At 29.4% G+C, this 24185-nt stretch carries 21 protein-coding genes and 1 other RNA gene; 3 read left to right on the forward strand and 19 right to left on the reverse strand.

What is annotated here, in order from left to right; genetic code table 11:
- Positions 1-71: 71 nt before the first annotated feature.
- The 9 genes from F754_RS0105500 to hflK all read right to left on the reverse strand — a co-directional run bounded on the left by F754_RS0105500 (position 72) and on the right by hflK (position 9616).
- Entirely contained in the window at positions 72-1634 is a 1563-nt protein-coding gene (locus F754_RS0105500; RefSeq protein WP_023648922.1) for an ABC transporter substrate-binding protein, read from the reverse strand.
- A gap of 81 nt (positions 1635-1715) precedes the next feature.
- The gene (gene ilvC, locus F754_RS0105505) at positions 1716-2738 is read right to left on the reverse strand and encodes a ketol-acid reductoisomerase (protein ID WP_023648923.1); all 1023 of its coding nucleotides are present in this window, start codon (positions 2736-2738) and stop codon (positions 1716-1718) included.
- Between the two features lie 20 nt (positions 2739-2758).
- Positions 2759-3307: an acetolactate synthase small subunit gene (gene ilvN, locus F754_RS0105510; protein ID WP_023648924.1), complete on the reverse strand. Its 549-nt coding sequence runs from the start codon at positions 3305-3307 to the stop codon at positions 2759-2761.
- Positions 3308-5074: an acetolactate synthase 3 large subunit gene (locus F754_RS0105515; RefSeq protein WP_023648925.1), complete on the reverse strand. Its 1767-nt coding sequence runs from the start codon at positions 5072-5074 to the stop codon at positions 3308-3310. It abuts the gene before it with no gap.
- Between the two features lie 48 nt (positions 5075-5122).
- Positions 5123-6034 carry a tRNA (adenosine(37)-N6)-dimethylallyltransferase MiaA gene (miaA, locus tag F754_RS0105520; protein ID WP_023648926.1) on the reverse strand — a complete coding sequence of 304 codons (912 nt, stop codon included), beginning with the start codon at positions 6032-6034 and terminating at the stop codon, positions 5123-5125.
- Between the two features lie 2 nt (positions 6035-6036).
- Positions 6037-7446, reverse strand: a complete 1410-nt coding sequence (locus F754_RS0105525) for a Do family serine endopeptidase (protein WP_023648927.1) — start codon at positions 7444-7446, stop codon at positions 6037-6039.
- Between the two features lies 1 nt (position 7447).
- On the reverse strand, positions 7448-7633 hold the full coding sequence (locus F754_RS0105530; protein ID WP_023648928.1) for a DUF2065 domain-containing protein: 186 nt from the start codon (positions 7631-7633) through the stop codon (positions 7448-7450).
- Positions 7634-7642: 9 nt separating this feature from the next.
- Entirely contained in the window at positions 7643-8512 is an 870-nt protein-coding gene (gene hflC, locus F754_RS0105535) for a protease modulator HflC (protein ID WP_023648929.1), read from the reverse strand.
- Entirely contained in the window at positions 8513-9616 is a 1104-nt protein-coding gene (hflK, locus tag F754_RS0105540) for an FtsH protease activity modulator HflK (protein WP_023648930.1), read from the reverse strand.
- Between the two features lie 51 nt (positions 9617-9667).
- Between hflK and F754_RS07635 the strand changes: the two genes are divergently transcribed.
- Positions 9668-10492, forward strand: a complete 825-nt coding sequence (locus F754_RS07635) for an Mrp/NBP35 family ATP-binding protein (RefSeq protein WP_023648931.1) — start codon at positions 9668-9670, stop codon at positions 10490-10492.
- A gap of 19 nt (positions 10493-10511) precedes the next feature.
- Here the strand turns inward: F754_RS07635 and F754_RS0105550 are convergent, their stop codons facing one another.
- The 5 genes from F754_RS0105550 to F754_RS0105570 all read right to left on the reverse strand — a co-directional run bounded on the left by F754_RS0105550 (position 10512) and on the right by F754_RS0105570 (position 15272).
- On the reverse strand, positions 10512-12344 hold the full coding sequence (locus F754_RS0105550; RefSeq protein ID WP_023648932.1) for a carbamoyltransferase: 1833 nt from the start codon (positions 12342-12344) through the stop codon (positions 10512-10514).
- 59 nt (positions 12345-12403) lie between these two features.
- On the reverse strand, positions 12404-13474 hold the full coding sequence (locus F754_RS07640) for an MBOAT family protein (RefSeq protein WP_196228284.1): 1071 nt from the start codon (positions 13472-13474) through the stop codon (positions 12404-12406).
- Positions 13475-13743: 269 nt separating this feature from the next.
- Positions 13744-14703 carry an SGNH/GDSL hydrolase family protein gene (locus F754_RS07645; RefSeq protein WP_023648934.1) on the reverse strand — a complete coding sequence of 320 codons (960 nt, stop codon included), beginning with the start codon at positions 14701-14703 and terminating at the stop codon, positions 13744-13746.
- 34 nt (positions 14704-14737) lie between these two features.
- Entirely contained in the window at positions 14738-14887 is a 150-nt protein-coding gene (locus tag F754_RS07805) for a DUF5989 family protein (RefSeq protein WP_023648935.1), read from the reverse strand.
- A gap of 1 nt (position 14888) precedes the next feature.
- A complete protein-coding gene (locus F754_RS0105570) occupies positions 14889-15272 on the reverse strand; it encodes an SxtJ family membrane protein (RefSeq protein WP_023648936.1) in 384 nt (127 codons plus the stop codon).
- A 119-nt stretch (positions 15273-15391) separates the two neighbouring features.
- Here F754_RS0105570 and F754_RS0105575 point away from each other — a divergent pair, with 119 nt between their 5' ends.
- Entirely contained in the window at positions 15392-16441 is a 1050-nt protein-coding gene (locus F754_RS0105575; RefSeq protein WP_023648937.1) for a hypothetical protein, read from the forward strand.
- Here F754_RS0105575 and F754_RS0105580 read toward each other — a convergent pair.
- On the reverse strand, positions 16438-17385 hold the full coding sequence (locus tag F754_RS0105580) for an FAD-dependent thymidylate synthase (protein WP_023648938.1): 948 nt from the start codon (positions 17383-17385) through the stop codon (positions 16438-16440). The two genes, F754_RS0105575 and F754_RS0105580, sit on opposite strands and share 4 nt — an antisense overlap.
- 4 nt (positions 17386-17389) lie before the next feature.
- Here F754_RS0105580 and ssrA point away from each other — a divergent pair.
- Positions 17390-17688: a transfer-messenger RNA gene (gene ssrA, locus F754_RS07720) on the forward strand.
- Positions 17689-17706: 18 nt separating this feature from the next.
- Here the strand turns inward: ssrA and F754_RS0105585 are convergent.
- The 4 genes from F754_RS0105585 to F754_RS0105600 are packed head-to-tail and all read right to left on the reverse strand — an operon-like array spanning position 17707 to position 24108.
- Positions 17707-20364 (reverse strand): pyruvate, phosphate dikinase, encoded by a 2658-nt coding sequence (locus F754_RS0105585; protein ID WP_023648939.1) that lies wholly within the window; start codon positions 20362-20364, stop codon positions 17707-17709.
- Positions 20361-22430, reverse strand: a complete 2070-nt coding sequence (locus tag F754_RS0105590) for a glycine--tRNA ligase subunit beta (RefSeq protein WP_023648940.1) — start codon at positions 22428-22430, stop codon at positions 20361-20363. The genes F754_RS0105585 and F754_RS0105590 overlap by 4 nt, the downstream gene beginning before the upstream one ends.
- A complete protein-coding gene (locus F754_RS0105595; protein ID WP_023648941.1) occupies positions 22431-23312 on the reverse strand; it encodes a glycine--tRNA ligase subunit alpha in 882 nt (293 codons plus the stop codon).
- Positions 23302-24108 carry a S49 family peptidase gene (locus tag F754_RS0105600; protein ID WP_023648942.1) on the reverse strand — a complete coding sequence of 269 codons (807 nt, stop codon included), beginning with the start codon at positions 24106-24108 and terminating at the stop codon, positions 23302-23304. The genes F754_RS0105595 and F754_RS0105600 overlap by 11 nt, the downstream gene beginning before the upstream one ends.
- Positions 24109-24185 lie beyond the last annotated feature (77 nt).

The following is a 24185-nucleotide window of genomic DNA, read 5'->3' on the forward strand; positions in this document are numbered from 1 at the left end:
TTTTATCAATTTAAGAAGATATTATTTTGATACTAGCCCTTTATGATTATAAAGGGCTAGTAAAATATTATTTAGTTAAAGCTAGCAGCCTTGAATAACGGTTCGTTATTTGGTCTGATAGGTACGTTAACATTATTTTTTGCTGCCCAAGAAATTACTTGATGATGTAATGGAAGATAAGAAATATCATCTTTTACAATTTTCCAAGCATTTGCTATTGCAGCGTTCCTTTTATCTAAATCAACTTCACCTTCCATAACTCTTATAGCAGCATCTACTTCTGAGTTACTAAAGTTAACTTTGTTCCAGCTAGCACCACTTTCATATAAATAATGAAATACATAGTGACTATCTAGAGTAGGAACACCCCAACCAAGCATATAAAAATCACCTTGATTATCTTTTAGCTCTTTGAAGTGTTTACTTTTAGTTTGCGCAAACAAGTTCACATTAACACCAATTTTACCAAACATTCCAACAACAGCTGTGCAAATTGCTTCATCATTTACATATCTGTCATTTGGGCATCTTAGCTCAACATCAAAACCATTTGGATATCCAGCGTCCGCTAATAGTTTTTTTGCTGCATTAACGTCGTAAGGTAATCTCTTATCAAGATCTGCTGTGTAACCATTTACACCAGGAAAAGTTATAATTCCTGCTGGTTCACTTAAACCTCTCATAACTTTTTTCTTGATCGCTTCTATATCAATTGCTTGATAAAGAGCCTGTCTTACCTCTTTTTTCTTAAATGGGTTATCACCAGTATTACCAGTTCTTAATTTATCAACAGCTTGATCCATTCCTAAGAAAATAGTACGCATTTGCGGAGTACTTTCAACTTTATGAGCTGATGATGAACTAATTCGAGCTAAATCTTGAACAGGTGCATCAGTAACAACATCAATTTCTCCAGATAATAAAGCTGCAACTCTTGTTGCTGCATTTTTAATAGGAAGTAATTCAATTTGAGTTACTTTTTTATCTTTCATCTCACCCCACCAATGTTTATTTCTTTTAAACACAGTTTTAGTGTTTGGTTCTCTTAAAGTAATCTTAAAAGGACCAGTTCCTAAAGCATTAGTTGCTGAGAATGTTTCTTGTCCAGCATCCCAGTTTTGTGGAGACATAGCAAAATTCTTTTCAGACCATGCTTTTGACATTATAAAAATATTTGAAAGTTGGTTTAAAAGAATTGGATTTGGCTTACTGGTTGTAATTTTAATTGAATAATCACTTACAGCTTCAACTCCTGAAATTGTACTAATGTATTCTTTAAAATCAGATGTTCTTTGTTTAGCTCTTAAGACACTAAAAACAACATCTTCTGATGTCATTTTTGATCCATCAGAAAACTTTACATCTTCTCTTAATTTAAAAACCCAAGTGTTAGGATCTGTTGTTTTCCATTCAGTAGCTAAAGCTGGCTGAATTTTCATATCTACAGCTCTTTCAACTAAAGCTTCATATATTTGTCTTGAAACTTGAGTAGTTGGACCTTCGTTTTGTGCGTGTGGATCTAGTGTTAAACTGTCTCCTTGCATTGACCATTTAATAGTCTTGGCCCATGCAGAAGAAAATCCAAATACTAGAACTACAGATAGCAGAACTCTTATAAAATTCTTGATTTTCATTATTTCCCTCTTTTTTAAATTTATTTAAAAAAGTATAGGTGAAATAATAAAATTTTTATAGTTAAAATTTATAGTAAAATATTAACTTTTATCACTATCTACTAATTTTTTCTTACCGATCCATGGCATCATAGCTCTTAATTCTGCACCCACTTTTTCTACTGAATGCTCAGCTAATTTTGCTCTAGTAGCAAGAAAATTCTTTTGACCATTTTTACATTCATCCATCCACTCTTTAGTAAATTTTCCTGATTGTATGTCAGCCAAAACTTCCTTCATTCTTTTTTTAGTTTCTTCTTTATTTACAATTCTAGGTCCTGAAACATATTCGCCATATTCAGCAGTATTAGAAATAGAATAGTTCATGTTTGCAATTCCGCCTTCATAAATTAAATCAACAATTAATTTAACTTCATGCACAGTTTCAAAGTATGCCATTTCTGGTTCATAGCCAGCTTCAGTTAAGGTCTCATAACCATTTTTAATCAACTCAACTAAACCTCCACATAAGACAGTTTGTTCTCCAAATAAATCTGTTTCAACTTCATCCTTAAATGTAGTTTCAATTATTCCAGATCTTCCACCACCTACTGCAGACGCATACGACAAAGCAAGATCTCTTGCTTTACCTGAACCATCTTGATGAACAGCAAACAAACATGGAACTCCACCACCTTTTTCATATTCACTTCTTACTAAGTGACCAGGTCCTTTTGGAGCCACCATAAACACATCTAAATCTTTTCTTGCTTTAATTAAATCGTAGTGAACATTTAAACCATGAGCAAATGCAATACTTGTTCCTTCTTTAACTCTTTGTTCAATGTGATTTTTATAAATTTCAGCTTGCAATTCATCTGGAGTTAAAATCATTACTACGTCTGCCCAAGCAGCAGCATCAGATAAATTCATGACTTTCAAACCTTTAGACTCAGCTTTTGGTGCACTTGATGATCCTTCTCTTAAAGCAACAACTATTTCTTTAACTCCACTGTCTTTTAAGTTTAGTGCATGAGCATGTCCTTGGCTACCATAACCAAAAATTGCAATTTTTTTTCCTTTAATCAGCTCAACGTCTGCATCTTTTTCATAAAACATTTTCATTTTTTTTTCTCCTTAATTAATTAGTTAAATATTTTAGCGCCTCTAGTCATTGCAACCGCTCCCGTTCTTGAGACACTTATAAGACCGTGCGATTTTAAATTTTTTGTCATTTTATCTATTTCTCTTCTAAGTGCCGTAATTTGAATTACTGCAGATTTGTTAGTCTGATCTAATATAACCGGATTGAAATTTTTACAAGCATTTAAAGCTTTTTTAATTTTAGCTAAATTTCCAACTACTTTAAATAAAGCCATTTCTTTAAAAATTACATTTTTATCTTCTCTTTTAAAGTTACCGACTTTATGAACTGGAACTAATTTTTTTAATTGTAAAACAATTTGTTCAATTACTTCTGGAGTTCCTGTAGTTACGATTGTAATCCTTGAAAGATTATTTTTTTGATCAACTTCTGCTACTGCAAGAGACTCGATATTGTATCCTCTTCCAGAAAAAAGTCCTACTACTCTAGACAAAACACTTGCTTCGTTATCTACCCAAACAACAATTATATGAGTTTCGACTTTACTAACTTTAGTTGGAGTGCTGTATGCTGATTTAGATTTTGGCATTTAAACTAACGCTTTTCCTTTACCTGTAATTTTATTATCTTCTTGGTCTTTTGGACCTAGTAACATTTGATTATGAGGTTTCCCAGATGGGATCATTGGAAAACAATTCTCTGCTTGATCAACATGACAATCAAAGATAACTGGTTTATCCACATTGATCATTTCTTCAATTTTTTTATCTAATTCATCAGGATGTTCTGCTCTAATACCAACACATCCGTATGCTTCAGCTAATTTTACAAAATCAGGTAAGGCTTCTGAATAACTCTCAGAATAATTTTTTTCGTGTAGCAGCTCCTGCCACTGTCTAACCATTCCCATATATTGATTATTTAAAATAAAAATTTTTATTGGTAAGTTATATTGAATTGCAGTTGAGATTTCTTGCATAGTCATTAAAATTGAAGCCTCTCCAGCTACATCAATAACCAACTTCTTCGGATTTGCTACCTGAACACCTATTGCAGCAGGTAAACCATATCCCATAGTTCCCAAACCTCCTGAAGTCATCCATCTATTTGGTTTTTTAAATTTATAGTGTTGTGCGGCCCACATTTGGTGTTGACCAACTTCCGTTGTAATAAAAGTATCTTGATTTTTTGTTAGTTCATAAAGTCTTTGAACTGCATGCTGTGGTTTAATTATATTATTGCTATTAATAAAGTTTAGAGATTGTTTAGATTTCCATTTTTGAATTTGTTGCCACCATTTTGAAATTTTTTGTTTATTTGATTTTTCTAAATTTAAATTTTTCTTCTTTAAAGTTTTAGTTGTTGATCTAATAACATCAGTTACGTCTCCAACAATTGCTAAATCTACTTTTATAATTTTATTAATTGATGATGGATCAATATCAATATGCACTTTTTTTGATTTGGGGGAGAACTCATCAATTTTACCAGTAATACGGTCATCAAATCTTGCGCCTATATTAATGAGTAAATCACAATCATGCATTGCATTATTAGCTTCAAAAGTTCCATGCATTCCAAGCATGCCTAAAAATTGATTATCATCACCAGGATATGAGCCTAATCCTTGAAGGGTTGAAGTAATCGGAAAACCAGTTAATGCAACTAATTCTCTTAGAAGTTCACTGGCTTTTGGTCCAGAATTTACAACACCACCACCAGTATAAAAAATTGGTTTTGATGCTTTATTCATTAACTCAATTAGTTGATCAATATCTTTTTGATTAAATCTATTTTTATTTTTTACTTCTATTTTCTTATCTTTTTTTAAAGAAACATATTTTGTTTTTGCGAATTGAACATCTTTTGGAATATCAACTAGTACTGGTCCGGGTCTTCCTGTGGTTGCAACTTCAAATGCCTCATACATTATTCTTTGAAGATCATTAACATTTTTTACTAACCAATTATGTTTTGTACACGGCCTAGTAATTCCAGTTGTATCACATTCCTGAAATGCATCGGTTCCAATTAAATGTGTTGGTACTTGTCCTGAAATACAAACTAATGGTACTGAGTCCATGTATGCATCTGTTAATGCAGTAACAACATTTGTTGCACCAGGTCCTGAGGTAACTAAAACAACACCCGGCTTACCTGAAGATCTTGCATAACCCTCTGCTGCATGACCTGCTCCTTGCTCGTGTCTTACTAAAATATGTTTAATCGATGAATGATTTTTTAATTCATCATAAATTGGAAGAACTGCTCCTCCAGGATAACCAAAAATATGGTTTACCTTTTTATCTTCAAGGCACTTAAATACAATTTCCGCTCCAGTATATAATTTTGGCATTTCGCAATCTAGCTGAAGTTGTACTGATTGGTCAAGTTATAGAATGAATTATTTAATTTTTTTTAGAAAATTATTTAAGTTCTGTGGTGTCAGTTTTAACCAACTCATCATGTTTCCTCTAGCCCAAGTGCTTTGTCTTTTTGCATATTGTCTAGTCTTTATTGATATTTTTTCAATAACATTGCTTATATCTTTTCTTTTTTCCAGATATTCTTTGATCTCATGGATGCCAATGGCTTTATTGACGCTTTTGTCTTTTTTAACTTTTAATTTGAGAAACCTTTTAACTTCGTTAATTGCTCCAATCTTAATCATTTGTTCAGTTCTTTTGTTAATTCTTTGGATTAATTCTACACGTGGATAATCAATATAGATTTTATAAAAATCATCCTTATCAAAATACGATTTTGTGTTTTCAAACCATTCATGAAGTGATTTTTTGGTAAATAGTTTAACTTCAAAAGCTCTTATTGATCTTTGAGCGTCAGTTGGATTTATTTTTTCTTTAGAATTTGGATCAAGTCTTATAAGTTTTTGATAAAATCTTTTTTGACCTAGTGTTTTATGCAAAGTTCTTATTTTATTTCTAAATCGAATTGGAATATTAGGAATTCTTACCAATCCATCAGTTAGAGCTTTGAAATATAATCCTGTTCCACCAACAAAAATTGGAGTTTTTTTTCTTTTTGTCACTTCTTTTATTTTTTTTATTGCAAATTTTAACCAATCTCCTGTCGAAAAATTATTTCTCACATTGTGAAAACCATATAAATGATGTTTTATTTTTTGATAATCTTTGGGGTTAGGACGAGCTGATAAAATTTTTAGTTCTTTATAAACCTGCATACTATCAGCATTAATAATTTCACCATTAATTTTTTTAGCAAGTTTTACTGAAAAATTTGATTTTCCTGAAGCTGTTGGTCCTGATACTAAAATGATCTTGGATTTTAAATCCATGATTAGTCTAGCTTAACACCTATATATCTTCTTTGATTTTGATTATTGTATATTGCTAGTAAAATTGTTTTTTGATTTGATTTTAAAACCTCTTTAATAATTTTTTCTAAATCTTCAGCACTTTTAATTTTTGTTTTTTGAGCCTCAACTATAATACTATTAACCTCTATTGAATTTTGTAATGGGCTAGTATTTCCTATATTTGTTACAACTAATCCTGAAATTTGATTGGGAAGTTTTCTAGTTTTAATATCTTCTTTTGTTAAATTTCTAACAGTAATTTTTAAGTCTTCTATTATTATATCTTTTGTAACTTCAGGTTTCTTTTCACTAACTTTAAAATCGTCTGAAGTTTCTAATCTTCCTAAAAGAATACTTTTGGTTATTTCTTTTTTATTCCTCCAAATTTTAACTTGAACCCTTGTTCCAACTTTTGTTTTAGCAACAATTGCAGGCAATTCTTTCATTTGATTTATTTTAACTCCATTAAACTCTAAAATAATGTCTCCTGCTTTTATTCCACCTTTATCTGATGGACTGTTTTCCGCAACACTTGCAACTAGCGCTCCTCTAGGCTCATCTAATTTTTCTACATCAGCAATTTCTTGAGTAACATCTTGAATTCTTACTCCAAGCCATCCTCTTTTAGTTTCTCCAAATTCTATAAGCTGATCGATAACTAGTTTTGCACTATTAGAGGGTATGGAAAATCCAATTCCAACTGAACCACTTCTACCTAAAATTGCAGTATTTATTCCTATTACATTACCATGCATATCAAATAAGGGTCCACCTGAGTTTCCAGAATTTATAGATGCATCAGTTTGAATATAATCTTCATATCTAGATAATCCAATTGATCGATTTCTTGCAGAAATAATTCCTGATGTGACTGTTCCCCCAAGTCCAAATGGATTTCCAATTGCAATAACCCAATCTCCAATTCTTGCTTTATCCGAGTCTCCAAAAGCAACTGGTATAAATTTGTCTTCAGTTTGTAATTGAAGCACTGCTATATCCGATAAAGGGTCTGCTCCAATTACCTTTGCTTTAAATTCTTGATCTCCATTTACTATTACTAGAATATCTTCTGCGTCCTGAATAACATGATTATTAGTTACTACTAAACCTTTTTCATCAATTATAAATCCTGATCCTAATGCTGAAGATTTTCTTTCTTGAGGAGTTCCAAACTCTCTAAACATGTCTTCAAACGGAGACCCTGGTGGGAATGTGAAGGGAAATGGGTTATTATTTGTAACCACAGTTTGAGTAGTTGAAATATTTACCACAGAAGGCATCAATCTTTCAGCTAAATCAGCAAAAGACTCTGGTACAGATTGTGAATTTGAGTAAACAGAAAAACTGAAACAAAAAAATATTGATAAGAATAATAGTTTTATTTTTTTCATACTAGCTCTTAATATAATAAATAATTACAAATCCTAAAATTGCAAAAATTAGTCCACCTGTTCTCAATTGACTATCATTTACAAGTTCTAACTTCTTTAACATACTTTTCATTTTTGATGGAAATATGGCATACAAAATTCCTTCTATAAAAAGAAAGAGACCAAATGCTATGATCAATTCCTTCATAAAAATAGGTTATTGTGATTTAGGTTTTATATTTCCAAAAAACTTAAAAAATTCACTATCAGGAGATAATATCAATGATGTATCTCCACCAATTAGAGCAGTTTCATAAGCTTGCATTGCTCTATAAAATGCAAAAAACTCAGGATCTCTACCAAAGGCTTCAGCGAAAATTTTATTTCTTTCACCGTCTCCTTCCCCTTTCATAATTTCAGAGTCTTTATTTGCATCTGCTAAAATTATTGAAACTTCTTTGTCAGCTGTTGAGGTAATAGTTACTGCCATTTCAGCACCTTTTGCTCTAAACTCTTTTGCTTCTCTTTCCCTTTCGGTCTGCATTCTTCTATAAATTGCATCACTGTTTGCTTGAGGTAGATCTGCTCTTTTAATTCTTACATCAACAATTTTAATTCCAAACTTTTTAGCTTCTGTATTCACTCCTTCTTGGATTAAAGACATTTGCTTAGATCTATCTTTAGAAAGTAAAGTTTGTAATTCTTGTTGCCCTAAAACATTTCTAATTCTTGAGTTTATAATTGTTGCCAATCTTGATCTTGCAACTCTTTCATTTCCAACTGAAATATAAAATTTTAATGGATCTACAATTTGAAATCTTGCAAATGCATCTACGATTAATCTTTTTTGATCAGAAGCAATTACTTCAGCTGGCGGAGTATCTAGATTTAAAATCCTGCTGTCTAAAAATACAACGTTTTGGATAAAAGGTAATTTAAAGTTTAAACCTGGTTCAATTATTATTTTTTTAGGATCACCAAATTGAAGAACTATTGCTTGGTTAACCTCTTTAACAATAAATACTGAAAAGAAAACTAAAGCTCCTAATACAGCTACTATGGGAAGTAATATTTTTTGTGCTTTCATTTAATTAGTCGCTTTCTTTTTATTCAATTCTGGTAATGGAAGATAAGGTACTACTCCTGATCCTGCATTTTTCTCTATTATAACTTTTTCAATATCTGCTAAAACTTTCTCCATTGTTTCTAAATACATTCTCTCTTGAGTAACTTCTTTTGCTTTATCGTACTCATTAAAGATTGACACAAATCTACTCGCTTCACCCTCAGCTTTTGCAACAACTTGTTTTTTATAAGCTTCTGCAGCTTGTAAGATTTTTTGCGCTTCCCCTCTTGCTCTCGGGATAACATCATTGGCATAAGCTTCGGCTTCGTTTTTAGATCTTTCCATATCTGCTCTTGCAGCTTGTACATCTCTAAATGCATCAATTACTTGATCTGGTGGATCTGCTTTTTGAGTTTGTACCTGTGTAATTTGAATACCACTATTATATTCATCTAAAATTGATTGAATAATTTCTTGTGTCTCAATTTCAATTTTTGCTCGTCCTTCAGTTAAAATTGGTTGAATATCACTTTTTGCAATTACTTCTCTCATAGCTGTCTCTGCTGCAGCTTTAACAGTTCCTTCTGGATCTTGAATTTCAAATAAAAATTTTCCCGCATCTTTAATTACCCAGAATACTGAAAAGTCTATGTTCACAATATTTTCATCACCTGTTAACATTAAACTTTCTTGAGGAACATCTGCAACTCCACCACCTGAAGAAAAACCACTGTCTCTCTCAGATCTAAAACCAATATCCATTCTATTAACTTTAGTAACCTTCGGAGTTTCAACTGTCTCTACTGGGAAAGGAATATGATAATTAAGACCTGGTTGAGTTGTTTTTATAAATTTACCAAATCTTATAACTACACCTTGTTCATCAGGTAGTACTCTATAAAGTCCACTTGCTAACCACACAAAAAGTAGAATAACTAAAATTAAACCAATTGGTTTACCACCTGATTTACTTCCACCTGGTAAAAATTTATTAATTTTGTTTTGAATATCTCTAATTATCGCATCTATGTCTGGTGGTGTTGGTCCTCTTCCGGAACCATTTCCTCCTCCACCTGGGGGTGAGCCCCATGGACTTCCACCTCTACCTTTGAAATCATCTGACATATGCCAAAGTATATAGTGTCTTTATTATAAAAAACAAGTAATGATGAAAATATGCCTGATAAAAAACCAGAACTTAGTGACGCAATGAAAAAAAAGCTAGAGCCTAGAAAATTCACAAAAAATCCAATTCTAGGAACTAAGTTTACTATTGCAATTTCAAGTGCAAAGGGAGGAGTTGGAAAATCTACATTTGCAACGAATCTTGCGTTAGCTTTGAAGCAAATTGGTTGTAAAGTTGGTTTGCTAGATGCTGATATTTATGGTCCATCAATTCCAAAAATGTTTGATATTAATGAAAAACCAAAAAGCGATGGTCAAAAATTAGATCCTATTACAAAGTATGACATTCAATGTATGTCAATAGGTTTTTTAGCAGATCAACAAACACCTATGATATGGCGAGGCCCTATGGTGACAAGTGCAATTAAAACTTTTACCCAAAAAGTAAATTGGAAAGATTTGGATTTTATTATTGTTGATATGCCTCCAGGAACTGGAGATACTCAACTAACTTTTTCACAAGAAATTAAAATGGATGGAGCAATAATAGTATCTACCCCTCAAGAAGTAGCCCTTTTAGATGTAAAAAGAGGAATAAAGATGTTTGATAAACTCGGGGTAAATATTCTAGGACTCGTTAATAATATGAGTCATTTTATAGGTGATGATGGAAAAAAATATAATTTATTTGGTGATAATGGAGTTAAAAAAACAGCTGAGGAATATAAAAAAGAATACTTAGGAGAAATACCATTAAATCCCGAAGTAGGAAAATCTGGTGATTCTGGAAAACCTATAGTTGAAAAAAATCCAGAACATGAAATTTCAAAAATATATTTACAATTAGCAAAAAAAATTAAAAAAGCTTATTTTTAATTTCGGAAAAATTATTTTCTTAATCTAACTCAAAAGATTTTTTATAATCTTTTTTAAGTGATTGGTCTTGATCAATCTTCCTTAAAATATAATTTCCAATCACTAGTGTGTCTAACTCCGTTCCCATGAAACAGTTAAATGCATCTCTTGGTGTATTAACTATTGGCTCACCTCTAATATTAAACGATGTGTTTACTATTACTGGACAGCCTGTAATTTCCTTAAATTTTTTAATTAATTCAAAATATTTACCATTTCTATCTTTATTGATAGTTTGGATTCTTGCAGAATAATCTACATGTGTTACTGCTGGAATTTCTGATCTTTTTACATTTAATTTATCTACACCAAATAAATTTTTTTGTTTCTCAGTCATTGATAAACATTTACTAGAATTAATATTTGAGACTAAAAGCATATAAGGACTATCATTATTAATATTAAACCATTCAGATAAATCATCTCTTAAAACAGATGGAGCAAATGGTCTAAAACTTTCTCTATATTTAACTTTCAAATTTAAATTTTTCTGCATTGAGGATGATCTAGGATCAGCAAGTATTGATCTTGCACCAAGTGCTCTTGGTCCAAATTCCATTCTTCCTTGAAACCAACCTATTGCCATGCCTTTGGAAAGATCATCAGCAGTTTTCGATATTAATTCTTCATTGTTATAAAATTTATAGTTAGCACCTATTTCATTTAAATATTTTTCAATTTGGTTATTGTTAAACTCTGGACCTAAATATGAGCCTTGCATATCATCGTTAGAGTTAACAATTCTTGGATTATTTAATTCATTGTACCATAGTGCCAGAGCAGCACCTAATGAACCACCGGCATCACCTGCAGCTGGTTGGATCCAAATATTATCAAAGATTTTTTCTCTAAGGATCTTTCCATTAGCAACACAATTTAAAGCCACACCACCTGCTAGACACAAATTTTTAATCCCATAATCATTACGAATACTTTTTGCTAATTTTATCATTATTTCCTCGGTTACTTTTTGAATTGAGGCAGCAATATTCATATGAAAATTCGTTATTTTTTCATTTACTGGATTACGAGGTTTAGCACTAAATAAATTATGAAAATTATCATTGGTCATAGTTAAACCAGTGGAATAACTAAAATATTTTTGGTCTAATCTAAAAGTTCCATCATCTTTTATATCAATTAATTTTTTAATTTTTTCCACATAAATAGGTGAACCATAAGGGGCTAACCCCATAAGCTTATATTCTCCACTATTAACTTTAAATCCTGTAAAATAGGTAAATGCAGAGTAAAGAAGACCTAATGAATGCGGAAAATGAATTTCTTTTTTAATTTCCAAACTATTTCCCTTGCCGATTGCAACTGTAGTTGTGGCCCATTCACCAACACCATCGGCAGTTAAAACAATAGCTTCCTCAAATGGAGAAGGGAAAAAAGCACTTGAAGCATGACTTAAATGGTGGTCTGAAAACAAAATATTTTGATCTAATTTATAATTTTCATCATGGTCTTTAAGTTTATTAAATAGATAATTTTTCTGAAAGAGTTTCTCTTTAATCCAGATGGGCATAGCTTTGCTAAAAGATGTAAATCCTTTTGGAGCAAATGCAACGTAGGTTTCTAATAATCTTTCAAATTTTAAAAAAGGTTTTTCAAAAAAAATAATTTGGTCAACTTCACTCAATTTAATTTTTGCAAAATTTAAAACAAATTCAATTGCATAAAATGGATAACTCGAGTCATGTTTTTTTCTTGTAAATCTCTCCTCTTGAGCTGCAGCTATTATTTTGCCATCTTTAAGAATAGATGCGGCACTGTCATGATAAAATGCTGAAATTCCTAGAATATACATAATTCAAAATTTATAATAATTTATAGATAAATAAGAAAAAAATAAAGTATTTTACAAAATTAGAAATCAAAATAAATAAATTTTTGAGATTGACCACCAGTTAAGAACAAGCATAAGAAAACTAGAGTAATAGATATTGTAAGTTTAATTTTTACATTCTTTGAAAAAAATTTTATGAAAAACTGAGTTTTATCATACTTTTGAAAAAAAATTAAAATTAAAGAAACTACAATTAATAATATAAAATTTAGATAATTTGTAATTAGATTGAATTGATACATCTTGATATAAAAATTAAATATATCAAATAAACTTTCTGCTCTGAAAATTACCCATAAGTTAAAAATAAAAAATAAATTTAAAAAAATTAAAATATATTTTATATAGACCGTATCATCTCTGATTTTCAAAAATTTCTCTAAACAGATTATAAAACCATTAAGAAAGCCCCAAACTATGAAAGTGTAATTTGCTCCATGCCATAATCCAGATAATGTCATGGCTATAAGAATATTCAAAATGTTTCTTGAAAAATTAACTCTTGATCCTCCTAATGGTATGAAAATATAGTCTCTAATCCATCTAGATAGCGTCATGTGCCAAGATTTCCAGAAATTTGTAATTGATGTGGTTAGGTAAGGTGAGTTAAAATTTTCTGGAAGTTCAATGTTTAAAATATATGCTAACCCAATTGCCATATGCGTATAACCGCTAAAATCAAAATAAATTTGCTGAGGAAATAGAAAAAAGGCAATCCAAAGGTCAAAACTAGAAGCAGCATCGATACTAGCAAAAGTTGGGTCCACAATCTCGCCAATTGTATCTGCAAAAATGACCTTTTTGATCATACCAATAGAAAAAATACCAATCCCCAAACTTATTTTGGATGTATCAAATTTAAATTTTGTTTTAAGTTGAATAAGTAATTCACTAGGCCTTAAAATTGGACCTGCTAATAATTGAGGGAAAAAAAAAATATAATTTAAACAATCAATGTTAGTATGTGGAATCTCAAAATTTTTTCTAATATCAATTAAATAAGCTATAATTGTAAAAGTTATAAAAGACAATCCTAAAGGGATGCTTCCTAAATAATAATATTCCAACTTAAAATTAAATATATCATTCAATATACTTAAAAAAAAATTTATATATTTATAAAATATTAAAGGTAATAAAATTAATAATAAAATTAAAATGATATTATAATTTTTTTTTTTTTGAATTAATGTAACTAATGAAAGATAAATTAAAATAAAAGAATGAAATATATTGTTGTATGCATAGAAAATATAACTTCCAATTAAAATTAAAAATCCGAAATATTTACGATCAATCTTAATGGAAATTATTGAAAAAACTAAAAAAAAAATGAAAAATTCTATTGAAGAAAATAGCATTAAAAAATTTTAAAGATTCCATTTGCAATTATTTCATGGCCTCTTGCATTAGGATGAGGATCGTTATATTTATTCCATATAGACTTACTTTCTATTCCAATAAATTCATCCAATAAATCTAAATACTTAAATCCTAAATCCTCAGATATTTTTTTCATTTTTACATGTATAAACTTAAGTTCATAATTCTCCAGGTTATGAATATCTGGTACCATTACAATTATACATTCTAATTTTTTATCTCTACAATTATTAGATAATTTTTGTAAATTTTTAAGAGCAATTTTTAAACCTAAATAGTTTTTATTATACTTTTCTTCATAATATTTTTTTAACGTTTTCTTTACTAAATTATCATTAAATGTCTGAAAATATTTCCAAATTAAAACACCTAAATGAAAATTACGAGTAAAAAAGTTTCCATCATTATTAGATAGTATCTCGGTATCATTAACAAAAAATAATATTAAAATTTTATCTAAAGGTATTTCTGAATAATATTCGAAGTAATTATTAATATATCTTTGAGTGTTATAGTTACCAGTACCAGTATTAAAAAAAATTACTTTTTGATTTTTTTCCTTGTAAATTTTTTTTTTTAAAATCTCAGTGAAAATTTGATCTTGTTTAACACCCCATCCTAAAGCAATTGAGCTACCCAGTATCATAATTTTATCATTATATATATCTAGATTTTCCAAATTAACATCATCACCTCTCATGCCTAAATTATTAATTCTAATTTTTGTCTTTTGTAGTTCAGCTGTTGTGTTTTTTTTATGAATATGACTAATTTTTGGATTTTCTACTTTTTCTTTAAGAAGTTTTGAATACTTCCACATTTCAATATCATAATTAATAATAGATCTATTTTTTAAAATTAGAAAAACTTCAGCTAAAATTATAGTTATTAAAATGGAAGTTAAAACTAAAACGGAATTTAATATTATTTTTTTCACAAATCTAATTTAAATTTATTTTAAATCATTTAATCTAAAATAATGTATAAATAAAAGGGGCTATAGCTGAACCTTGAGTTAAAACAATTAAACCACCAAAAATGAATAAAACTATAATTATTGGAAACAACCAATATTTTTTTCTTACTTTTAAAAATTCCCAAAATTCTTTAATAAAACTCATTTTAAAATTGATTTTTCATTTTACTTTTTTGTTTATCTCTTTCAATCCAATATGAATTTGTTTTACTGAATTTTAAATTTAATAAATCTTTATTTAATGCTCTCATTAACAAACCAATAGGTGTAACTATCAAAAAAAATATTATACCCATAACTAATGGTGAAATTATTCTACCTAAAAGTATTCCAAGCTTCATCCATATTAGATTTAATGGAGTCAGGATTTTTGAATTAAAGGTGCCTAAAATCAAAAATATTAAAGAAATAAATAATGACCATAGACGTAAATTTTCTCCTTGCAAAGTTGGCCACAAAGCAATCAGAAGAAAAACTACAAAAAAAACAAAACCAAAACTACGATTAGTTGGTAATTTAAATTCTTTCATTATTAATAATTAAGCATTAAATTGATCTCGACTTCTATACAATTTAATTTAATAAATCAAAACAAATTATTTTGATAATAAAATTTTAAAATATTTAGTGACGAAAACAATTTGATAAAATGCCTAAACTTATAAAGTTATTTTCAATAAATTTAATTGTCTTTCTTTTTTTAATAATTTGTAGTGATCTTATTTTTGGTTACTGGTTTAATGATTATAATTTTGGTCCACAATTAAGAGGTAAAAGAATTCAAAAAATTGTTTTTAGTCATAATGATCAAAAAACTATTTATCTTAGAGATTTTTATGGTTTTAGAGAGGACAAAAATATTTATGAAAAATATAATGCCTCAAAAATAAAGATTATTTTTAATGGTGGTAGCGGAGGTGACGAGATGTATCTCAATTACAATGATACAATCGTAGGAAACATAAACAATTATTTAAATAAAGATGATATAAATCTAAAAGTTTATAATGCAAGCTTATCTGGAAAGTCTTTAAAAGGACATATTCAAGAGTTTCGATCTTGGTTTCAAAACATACCAAATTTCAAACCAGACATCATTATATATTATTTTGGACTTAATGATAGAAGTATCAAACCAGATCGTTGGCATGATTTCAAATATGAGTTAAATTTTTTTGAGAAAATTTACTGGAATATCACTCAAAAAAGCTTCTTTTATGAAAAGATAAAATTCATTAAAGACAGTTTTTTTTTCTCTGAGAGGGATAGAGGTAAATATTTTACTGATGATCAAGAGTTGATAAAAAAACTTAAAAGTAACGAATTTGTTTCTTATGATTTTGCAAAAATAAATTTCAAGTTAGATACTATTGAAGAAAAAAAAATTATTGATAACTATAAAAATAATTTAGAAAAATTAAAAGATCAACTTAACTTATTTAAAATTAAGCCAATTTTTATTACTCAAATAACATATGATATTAATGGACAAGAAATATTATATCTTTTAAACAAAGAATTAAAAAAATTTTCAAAAAATAATGACTATGATATAATTAAGCTAGATGAGTTAATTACTGCTCCATTGAATAATTCATTTGCTGATACTGTACATACAAATAAAAAAGGTTCGAAAGAGATATCTGAATTTTTATACCCAAGATTAAAAAAAATACTTGTTGAATATTATAATAACTAAATTAAATTATCTTTTAGATCAAAAGCAATCATAAGTTCATTCCATTCCCTTTTTGAAAGTCCCGAACTATCTACATCCACATTTTCACCTTTAATAAGTTTTTGTATAATTACTTTTCCTTTAGCTGAAACTTCAGTGCCACCAACCCTATAATCTATAAACGCATCATAAGTTATTGGTACCCATTTCTTTAAAGTATCTAACATGATGTCAGCATAAACTCTAATTTCATATTGAGCATGACTGTCAGCTCTTAATCTTAAAAAATTCATCAAATTTAATAAATCAGTTTTCCAGTACCACTGTGTATAAGTATTTAAAGTTAAATTCATTCTAGCAAGTTCCCTGGCAAGCCCTTTTTTATTTTCATCAATAGTTGAACCATCAAATCTTTCATTCAACATCGTCTCGTAATTATCATAAGTTCTTTCAGCATCATTTTTTAAAAGTTCCAAAACCTCTTTGGCCTGTTCTCCTTCTAAAACATCTCCCCTTCCTTGTCTGTTGCTTGTTGATTGAGCGGCTAAATTATTTTGAGATGGTAAATAAAATTCTTTATCTAAAATTGAATATCTCGCTGAGTACTCATTTACATTAGCTGTTCTATGTCTAATCCATTGTCGTGCAATAAAAATTGGAAGTTTCACATGGTATTTAATTTCACACATTTCAAATGGAGTGCTATGCCAATGTCTCATTAAATATTTAATAAGGCCGGCATCTGTTGAAACTTTTTTAGTTCCTTTACCATAAGAAACTCTAGCTGATTGAACAATCGATGTATCATCTCCCATATAATCAACAACTCTTACAAAACCATGATCTAATGCTGGCATTGCTTCGTAAAGAATATCTTCAAGCTCAGGAGCAGTAACTCTTTTTGTTTTATTCTGTTGAGATTGTTGTTCTTTAATCTCTTGAGCTTGTTCACTAGTTAATTTCATGATTTTTATTGAATCTCTTCTAAATGCTTTTATATTAATAATGTTGGATTTCCAACTATGACGATAAACGAATTTCGTAATAACCATTGCGGACGTGGGGGCAGTACCCACCACCTCCACCATACAACTTATGGGGGTGAACTAGATTCGACGGGTGACTAAAGGCTATTCTTTTGTTCGGAATTGTTCCACCGTAACGGGCTAATTTATAATTGCTAACGAAAGTTACGCACTTGCTGCCTAATTAACTTTGTTAATTAAGTAGACGGGGTTTGGGGCACCTGGCAACAGAACGCCCCTATAAATTATCTAAACATATATTTATTTTTTTATTTCTGCTTGAGCAGCAGCTAATCTTGCAATAGGAACTCTATAAGGAGAACAAGAAACATAGTTTAAGCCAACTTTAGAACAAAATTCAATACTTTTTGGATCGCCCCCATGCTCACCACATATTCCAAGTTTCAATTTTTTATTTTGATTTTTTCCTTTATCAACAGCAATTTCAACTAATTCTGCAACTCCATCATCTATAGACACAAATGGGTCAATTGAAAATATTTTATTATCAAGATAGTCATTTAGAAATTTTCCACTATCATCTCTGCTAATTCCAAATGTTGTTTGCGTTAAATCATTAGTTCCAAAGCTAAAAAATTCTGCATGTTTAGCTATTTCTTTTGCTTTTATTGCAGCTCTCGGTAGCTCGATCATTGTTCCAACCATAAATTCTATTTTAATTTTACTCTGTTTTTGAACCTCACTTGCAATATTTATCACTAAATCTTTCATTATCTTAATTTCAACCTCAGTAGAAACTAAAGGAATCATAATCTCTGGAAAAGCTGATTTTATTTTTTTCTTTTTAAGTTCTGTTAAAGCTTGAAAAATAGCTCTACATTGCATTTCATAAATCTCCGGAAATGATATTCCAAGTCTACAACCCCTGTGTCCCAACATTGGATTTTGTTCATGCAGCTCATCTATTCTGGTCTCAATTTCTTTTGTTGAAAGTCCTACCGTAATTGCAACTTCATTAATTTCTTTACTTGTTCTTGGTAGAAACTCATGAAGAGGAGGGTCTAATAGTCTAACTGTAACTGGTAGACCACTCATAATTTTAAAAATTTCTACAAAATCTTTTTTTTGATGTGGTAAAAGTTTGTCTAGAGCTTTGGCTCTATCTTCTTTAGTTTTCGATAAAATCATTTCACGAACTGATAAAATTCTTTCCTCATCAAAAAACATATGCTCTGTTCTACAAAGACCAATACCTTCTGCTCCAAAATCTTTAGCTGTTTTAGTATCTTTGGGTGTTTCAGAATTAGTTCTAATATTTAATTTTCTAAAACTATCTGCCCATAACATTAGTTTTGAAAAGTCACCTGACATCTCTGGTTTAACTGTTGCAACACTTCCTGATATAATTCTGCCTGTTGATCCATCAATCGTTATGACATCACCTTCTTTAATTTCTAAAGATGAAGTTTTGAATGATTTGTTTTCATAATTAATATCAATTTCGCTAGACCCAGAAACACATGGTCTTCCCATTCCTCTTGCAACAACAGCTGCATGGCTTGTCATTCCTCCTCTTGCAGTCAAAATTCCTTTAGCAGCATGCATTCCTTGAATGTCTTCTGGTGAAGTCTCTACTCTAACTAAAATTGTATCTTGCATCATTCCTGTCAATCTTTCAGCTTCCTCAGAAGTAAAAACAACTTTTCCGCTTGCAGCGCCTGGAGAAGCTGGTAAGCCGTTGGCAATTACATTTATTGTACTTTTTTCATCTAAAGTTGGATGAAGCAAAGTATCTAAAGAATTAGGATCAATCCTTAAAACAGCTTCTTTTTTTGAAATTAATTTTTCTTTAACCATATCAACTGCAATCTTTACTGCTGATTTAGCTGTTCTTTTTCCAGATCTAGTTTGAAGCATCCATAGTTTTTTATTTTCTACTGTGAATTCTACATCCTGCATATCTTTGTAATGCATTTCTAATTTTTTTAAAATTTTGTGAAGTTGCCTATAAACATTTGGCATAACTTCTTCCATTGATGGAGCTTTTACTTTTGCTTGTAGTCTTGCTTTTTTGGTTATGTATTGTGGTGTTCTAGTTCCAGCTACTACATCTTCACCTTGGGCATTAATTAAATATTCACCATAAATTTCATTTAATCCATCTGAGGGATTTCTAGTAAATACTACTCCTGTTGCACAATCTTCACCCATATTACCAAAAACCATTGATTGAACATTTACTGCTGTGCCCCATTCAGCAGGGATTTGATTTAATTTTCTATAAATTTTTGCTCTGTTACTCTCCCATGACAAAAATACTGCATTAATTGCTCCCAATAGTTGCTTATAAACATCTTGGGGAAAATCTTTTTTGGCTTTTTCTTTAACAGTTCTTTTAAAATCAACTATTAAACCATCCCAATCATTTTCATCAAGATCTGTATCTAAAAGAACTCCTTTTGTAAGCTTATAATTTTCAATTAATTCCTCAAAATGATAACCTTCAACTCCCATTACTACATTTCCATACATTTGAATAAATCTTCTATAGCTATCTTTAGCAAATCTTCCATTAGAAGTTTTTGAAGCCAGGGCATTAACGGTCTTATCGTTTAAACCTAAGTTTAAAATTGTGTCCATCATGCCGGGCATTGAAACTCTTGCTCCAGACCTTACTGAAAGAAGTAATGGATTTTTTAAATCACCAAAATTTTTACCTACATCTTTTTCAATGATTTTTAATTCTTTTTTTATTTGGGCTACTAAATTTTTATTCAATTTTTTTTTATCTTTATAAAAAAGCTCACACACTTTTGTTGAGATTGTAAATCCTGGTGGAACTGGAAGACCCATTTTTCCCATTTCAGATAAATTTGCACCTTTTCCGCCTAAAAAATTTTTAGGCTCTTTAATTTTTTTACTATCTTTAGATTTAAAATTTAAAATTAGCTTGTTCATTGATTGGAATCGATTGAAGAAAAATTAACATAATAATCGAATGTTTTACATAACATTTGGATTAGTTCCAGTCTGTTTTTTTTAATTGTGATATCATCCCCATTAACAATCACGTTATCAAAAAAATCAAAAATTACTTTTTTAGACTCTGCTAAATTATTGATTGATAGATCAAAATCCTCGTCTTTATTAATATTTTGAAAATATTTTCTTAATTCATTAATTTTTTTATATAAATTTTTTTCAAACTCAGTTTTGAAAATACCAGGGTCAGTTGTATTTGATAATTCGAATTTTTTATCTCTTAGCTCACTTTCCAACATACTTGAGGCTCTTTTGAAGCTTGAAACTATATCTATTCCATTTGGTTTATCGATAAACTTATTTAAACTTTTAGCCTTACCAAAAATAATTACCGATTGATCTAAATTAAGGAAGCTTGTAGAGGCGAGAACAATATCACTACGAATTTTCTCCTCTTTCATATAAAATTTTAATCTATCCATTAAAAAATTTACTAGTTCTATTTGTAGTGATTTATTTTCAAATTCAAAACCTTGATCTAAATACAATCCAGCTGAATAACTAATAAGATCTCTTATTTTAAAATCTTTTTTATTTTCAACTATTGTTTTGATTACTCCTGAAGCCAATCTTCTTAAGGCAAATGGATCTTTTGAACTTGTTGGTTTTTGATTTATTCCAAAGAAACCTACTAACGTATCTATTTTATCTGCTAAAGATAAGGCTATGCTGTATGGCTTTTTAGGCACTTTTGAATTTAGTCCAACTGGTAAATAATGTTCGCTAATAGCTTTACAAACATCTTTTTCAAAACCCTGGGCTTCTGCAAAATAACCTCCCATAATACCTTGAAGTTCGGGAAATTCTCCAACAAGTTCAGAAACTAAATCAACTTTACAAATTGATGCCGATAATTCAACTTTATCTTTACTAATTAATAATTCATCAGAAAGCATTCCTCCTAGCTTTCTCATTCTTTGAACTTTATCAAAATACGTACCGAGTCCTTTGAAATAATTCATAGATTTAAGCATTGAAACTTTTTTAACTAAATTTTGAGATTTATCTTTTTTCCAAAAAAACTCTGCATCGTTTAATCTAGCCTCTACAACTCTTTCATTTCCAAGTTTTATTAGTCCATTTATATCTTTCTTGTTTGTTACGACTAAAAATTCATTAGTAATATTTCCTTTCTTATCAAAAGTTGGGAAGTATTTTTGATGGTGTTGCATGGTAATTATTAGAATTTCTTTAGGAATATTTAAAAATTTTCTATCAAATTCACACAAAATAACATTGGGTTGGTCTGTTAAATCAACGACTTCATCAAGTAACTTGGGATTGTTTTTAATTGTTATATTTTTCTTACTTGAAATTTCATTTAATCTTTTTTCTATAAAATTTTTTCTTTGATGATGATCAATCGTTATATTTAATTTTTTAAAAAAATTATTATAATCTTTAAAATTAATAAATATTTTTTTTTTCTCCTCAAATTCTTTATCAATAAAGGTTGAGTTTGAAGAAGTTAAATGATGAAAATTAAAAGTTAATTTTTTTTTATCAAATATTGCTAAAATTGATTTCAATGGTCTTCCCCAATTTAAACTAAAATCACTCCATCTCATAGATTTATTCCATTGAATTTTCTGTAATATTGATGGAACTAACTCTTCCAATAAATCTTGAGTATTAAGTTTTTTTGATTTTATTTTAAAAAAATAAAATTCACCCTTATCTATTTTTTTTTTAAAAAGATCTTTTTTTATAATTTTATTTGACCTGATAAATCCTTCTATTGCTACTTCTGAGGCTTGTGTATTCGGACCTTTTATTTCTTCTGATTTTAAAGTTATTACTTTTTGTAAACCTTCAAATAAAATAACTAATCTATTAGGTGTGGAAAATGATGAGTTTTTTTTAAATGAAATAGATTTTTCATTAAATGATTTTATAAAACTATTTAACAGGTTTTCTCTTAAACTCTTTTGAAGAGATGATGGAATTTCCTCACTAAATAATTCTAAAAAAAATTCTGACATTTAGCTTTGACTATCTAACCAAATACCAGCAGCAGCTTTAGTGATATCTCTAATTCTTCCTATATATCCAGCTCTTTGAGCGACACTTATTGCTCCTCTAGCGTCTAGAATGTTAAATACATGGCTTGCTTTTAAGCATTGGTCATAAGCTGGTAATGATATTTTTTTTTCTACAAGAGATTTGGCCTCTTGTTCAATCATATCAAACATTTTTAATAAACTTTCAACATTTGCATGTTCAAAGTTATATGCAGAAAATTCTTTTTCTGCTTGATGAAAAACGTCATGATATTTTACTTCTTCATTATTCCATATTAAATCATAAACATTCTTTTGTTGTTGGGTAAACATGCATATTCTTTCTAACCCATATGTAATTTCTACTGAAACAGGTTTACATTCATACCCTGCCATCTGTTGAAAATAAGTGAATTGTGTAATTTCCATACCATCACACCAAACTTCCCAACCTAAACCTGCCGCACCAAGTGTTGGACTTTCCCAATCATCTTCAACAAACCTAATATCATGTTCATTGTGATCAATACCAATCACTGACAAACTATTGAGATATAGTTTTTTTATATTATCTGGTGAAGGTTTAATTAAAACTTGAAATTGATAATAATGTTGTAATCTATTTGGATTATCACCATATCTTCCATCCGTTGGTCTTCTTGATGGTTGGACATAAGCAGCTTTCCAATGTTTTGGGCCTAGTGATCTAAGTGTGGTTGCAGGATGAAAAGTTCCAGCACCAACCTCCATGTCGTATGGCTGAAGAACAATACATCCCTTTTTACTCCAAAATTTTTGAAGATTTAGAATTGTATCTTGAAATGATTGAAATTTTTGTTTTGGTTTTTTTATTTTAGAAACCATATCTTTGCCAGATTGACCTTTCGTCTAAAATATTAGCTAATTGATCTACTTTATTATTTGAAGAAGAAAGTTTTTGACTTAACCAACCTTTAGATTTTTCAAATTTTTTAATAACAACATCATTTCCAAATTTTTCTTTTAGAACTTGATGGGCATCTCCTATTCCATCTACCAATCCTAAATCTTTAGCTTTACTACCTGACCAAAACTCTCCAGAAAAAAGTTCTATTTCAGATTTTTTTAACTTAGATCCTCTACTTTTTTCTACCACATCAATAAAATCTTTGTGTAAATCTAGCTGAATATTTTTTAATCTTTCTATGTCCTCATTTTTTTCCTCTAAAAAAGGATCTAAAGTACTTTTGTTTTTTCCAGCTGTATGCACCCTTCTTTCAACCCCTATCTTTTTTATTAATTCTGTAAAACCAAACGAAGAATATATAACTCCTATAGAACCAATTATTGAGCTTGAATTTGCATAAATTTCATCTCCAGCACATGAAATTAAATATCCACCAGATGCAGCAACATCTTCAGCAAATACAATTACCTTTTTTTTATTATTTGTAGCTTCTTGTCTAATAAAATTATAAATCATGTGTGATTGAACTGGAGATCCGCCTGGTGAGTTTATGGTTAAAGCTACACAAGAGGCTTTTTTTAGTGAAAAAGCCTTTTTAATAAGTTCTTCTTGACCAGCAAAGTCAATACCCTGTTTAAATTTTCCAGCATTTCCGATCACTCCATTCAGTTTTATATGGGCTACGGTCTTTTTCTTTTTAAAAAAAGAGAACATTGTTATTCCTTATAGAATTATTTATTGAATATATAAATTACTTATAAATGAAGAATTAGGTGCGTCAATTGATAAGT

The sequence above is a fragment of the Candidatus Pelagibacter ubique HTCC8051 genome (assembly GCF_000472605.1).
In the GTDB taxonomy this organism is placed as follows: Bacteria; Pseudomonadota; Alphaproteobacteria; order Pelagibacterales; family Pelagibacteraceae; genus Pelagibacter; species Pelagibacter communis_B.

Excerpts from the sequence above, each read along its gene's own strand:
- F754_RS0105570 (WP_023648936.1), bottom strand. The coding sequence starts at position 15,272 with ATGAAAGAATTTAAATTACCAACTAATCGTAGTTTTGGTTTTGTTTTT.
- F754_RS07635 (WP_023648931.1), top strand. The coding sequence starts at position 9,668 with ATGCCTGATAAAAAACCAGAACTTAGTGACGCAATGAAAAAAAAGCTA.
- F754_RS0105595 (WP_023648941.1), bottom strand. The coding sequence starts at position 23,312 with ATGGTTTCTAAAATAAAAAAACCAAAACAAAAATTTCAATCATTTCAA.
- F754_RS0105525 (WP_023648927.1), bottom strand. The coding sequence starts at position 7,446 with ATGAAAAAAATAAAACTATTATTCTTATCAATATTTTTTTGTTTCAGT.
- hflK (WP_023648930.1), bottom strand. The coding sequence starts at position 9,616 with ATGTCAGATGATTTCAAAGGTAGAGGTGGAAGTCCATGGGGCTCACCC.
- F754_RS0105575 (WP_023648937.1), top strand. The coding sequence starts at position 15,392 with ATGCCTAAACTTATAAAGTTATTTTCAATAAATTTAATTGTCTTTCTT.
- F754_RS0105590 (WP_023648940.1), bottom strand. The coding sequence starts at position 22,430 with ATGTCAGAATTTTTTTTAGAATTATTTAGTGAGGAAATTCCATCATCT.
- hflC (WP_023648929.1), bottom strand. The coding sequence starts at position 8,512 with ATGAAAGCACAAAAAATATTACTTCCCATAGTAGCTGTATTAGGAGCT.
- miaA (WP_023648926.1), bottom strand. The coding sequence starts at position 6,034 with ATGGATTTAAAATCCAAGATCATTTTAGTATCAGGACCAACAGCTTCA.
- F754_RS0105580 (WP_023648938.1), bottom strand. The coding sequence starts at position 17,385 with ATGAAATTAACTAGTGAACAAGCTCAAGAGATTAAAGAACAACAATCT.
- F754_RS0105515 (WP_023648925.1), bottom strand. The coding sequence starts at position 5,074 with ATGCCAAAATTATATACTGGAGCGGAAATTGTATTTAAGTGCCTTGAA.
- F754_RS0105600 (WP_023648942.1), bottom strand. The coding sequence starts at position 24,108 with ATGTTCTCTTTTTTTAAAAAGAAAAAGACCGTAGCCCATATAAAACTG.
- F754_RS0105500 (WP_023648922.1), bottom strand. The coding sequence starts at position 1,634 with ATGAAAATCAAGAATTTTATAAGAGTTCTGCTATCTGTAGTTCTAGTA.
- F754_RS0105585 (WP_023648939.1), bottom strand. The coding sequence starts at position 20,364 with ATGAACAAGCTAATTTTAAATTTTAAATCTAAAGATAGTAAAAAAATT.
- ilvN (WP_023648924.1), bottom strand. The coding sequence starts at position 3,307 with ATGCCAAAATCTAAATCAGCATACAGCACTCCAACTAAAGTTAGTAAA.
- F754_RS0105530 (WP_023648928.1), bottom strand. The coding sequence starts at position 7,633 with ATGAAGGAATTGATCATAGCATTTGGTCTCTTTCTTTTTATAGAAGGA.
- F754_RS07805 (WP_023648935.1), bottom strand. The coding sequence starts at position 14,887 with ATGAGTTTTATTAAAGAATTTTGGGAATTTTTAAAAGTAAGAAAAAAA.
- ilvC (WP_023648923.1), bottom strand. The coding sequence starts at position 2,738 with ATGAAAATGTTTTATGAAAAAGATGCAGACGTTGAGCTGATTAAAGGA.
- F754_RS0105550 (WP_023648932.1), bottom strand. The coding sequence starts at position 12,344 with ATGTATATTCTAGGAATTTCAGCATTTTATCATGACAGTGCCGCATCT.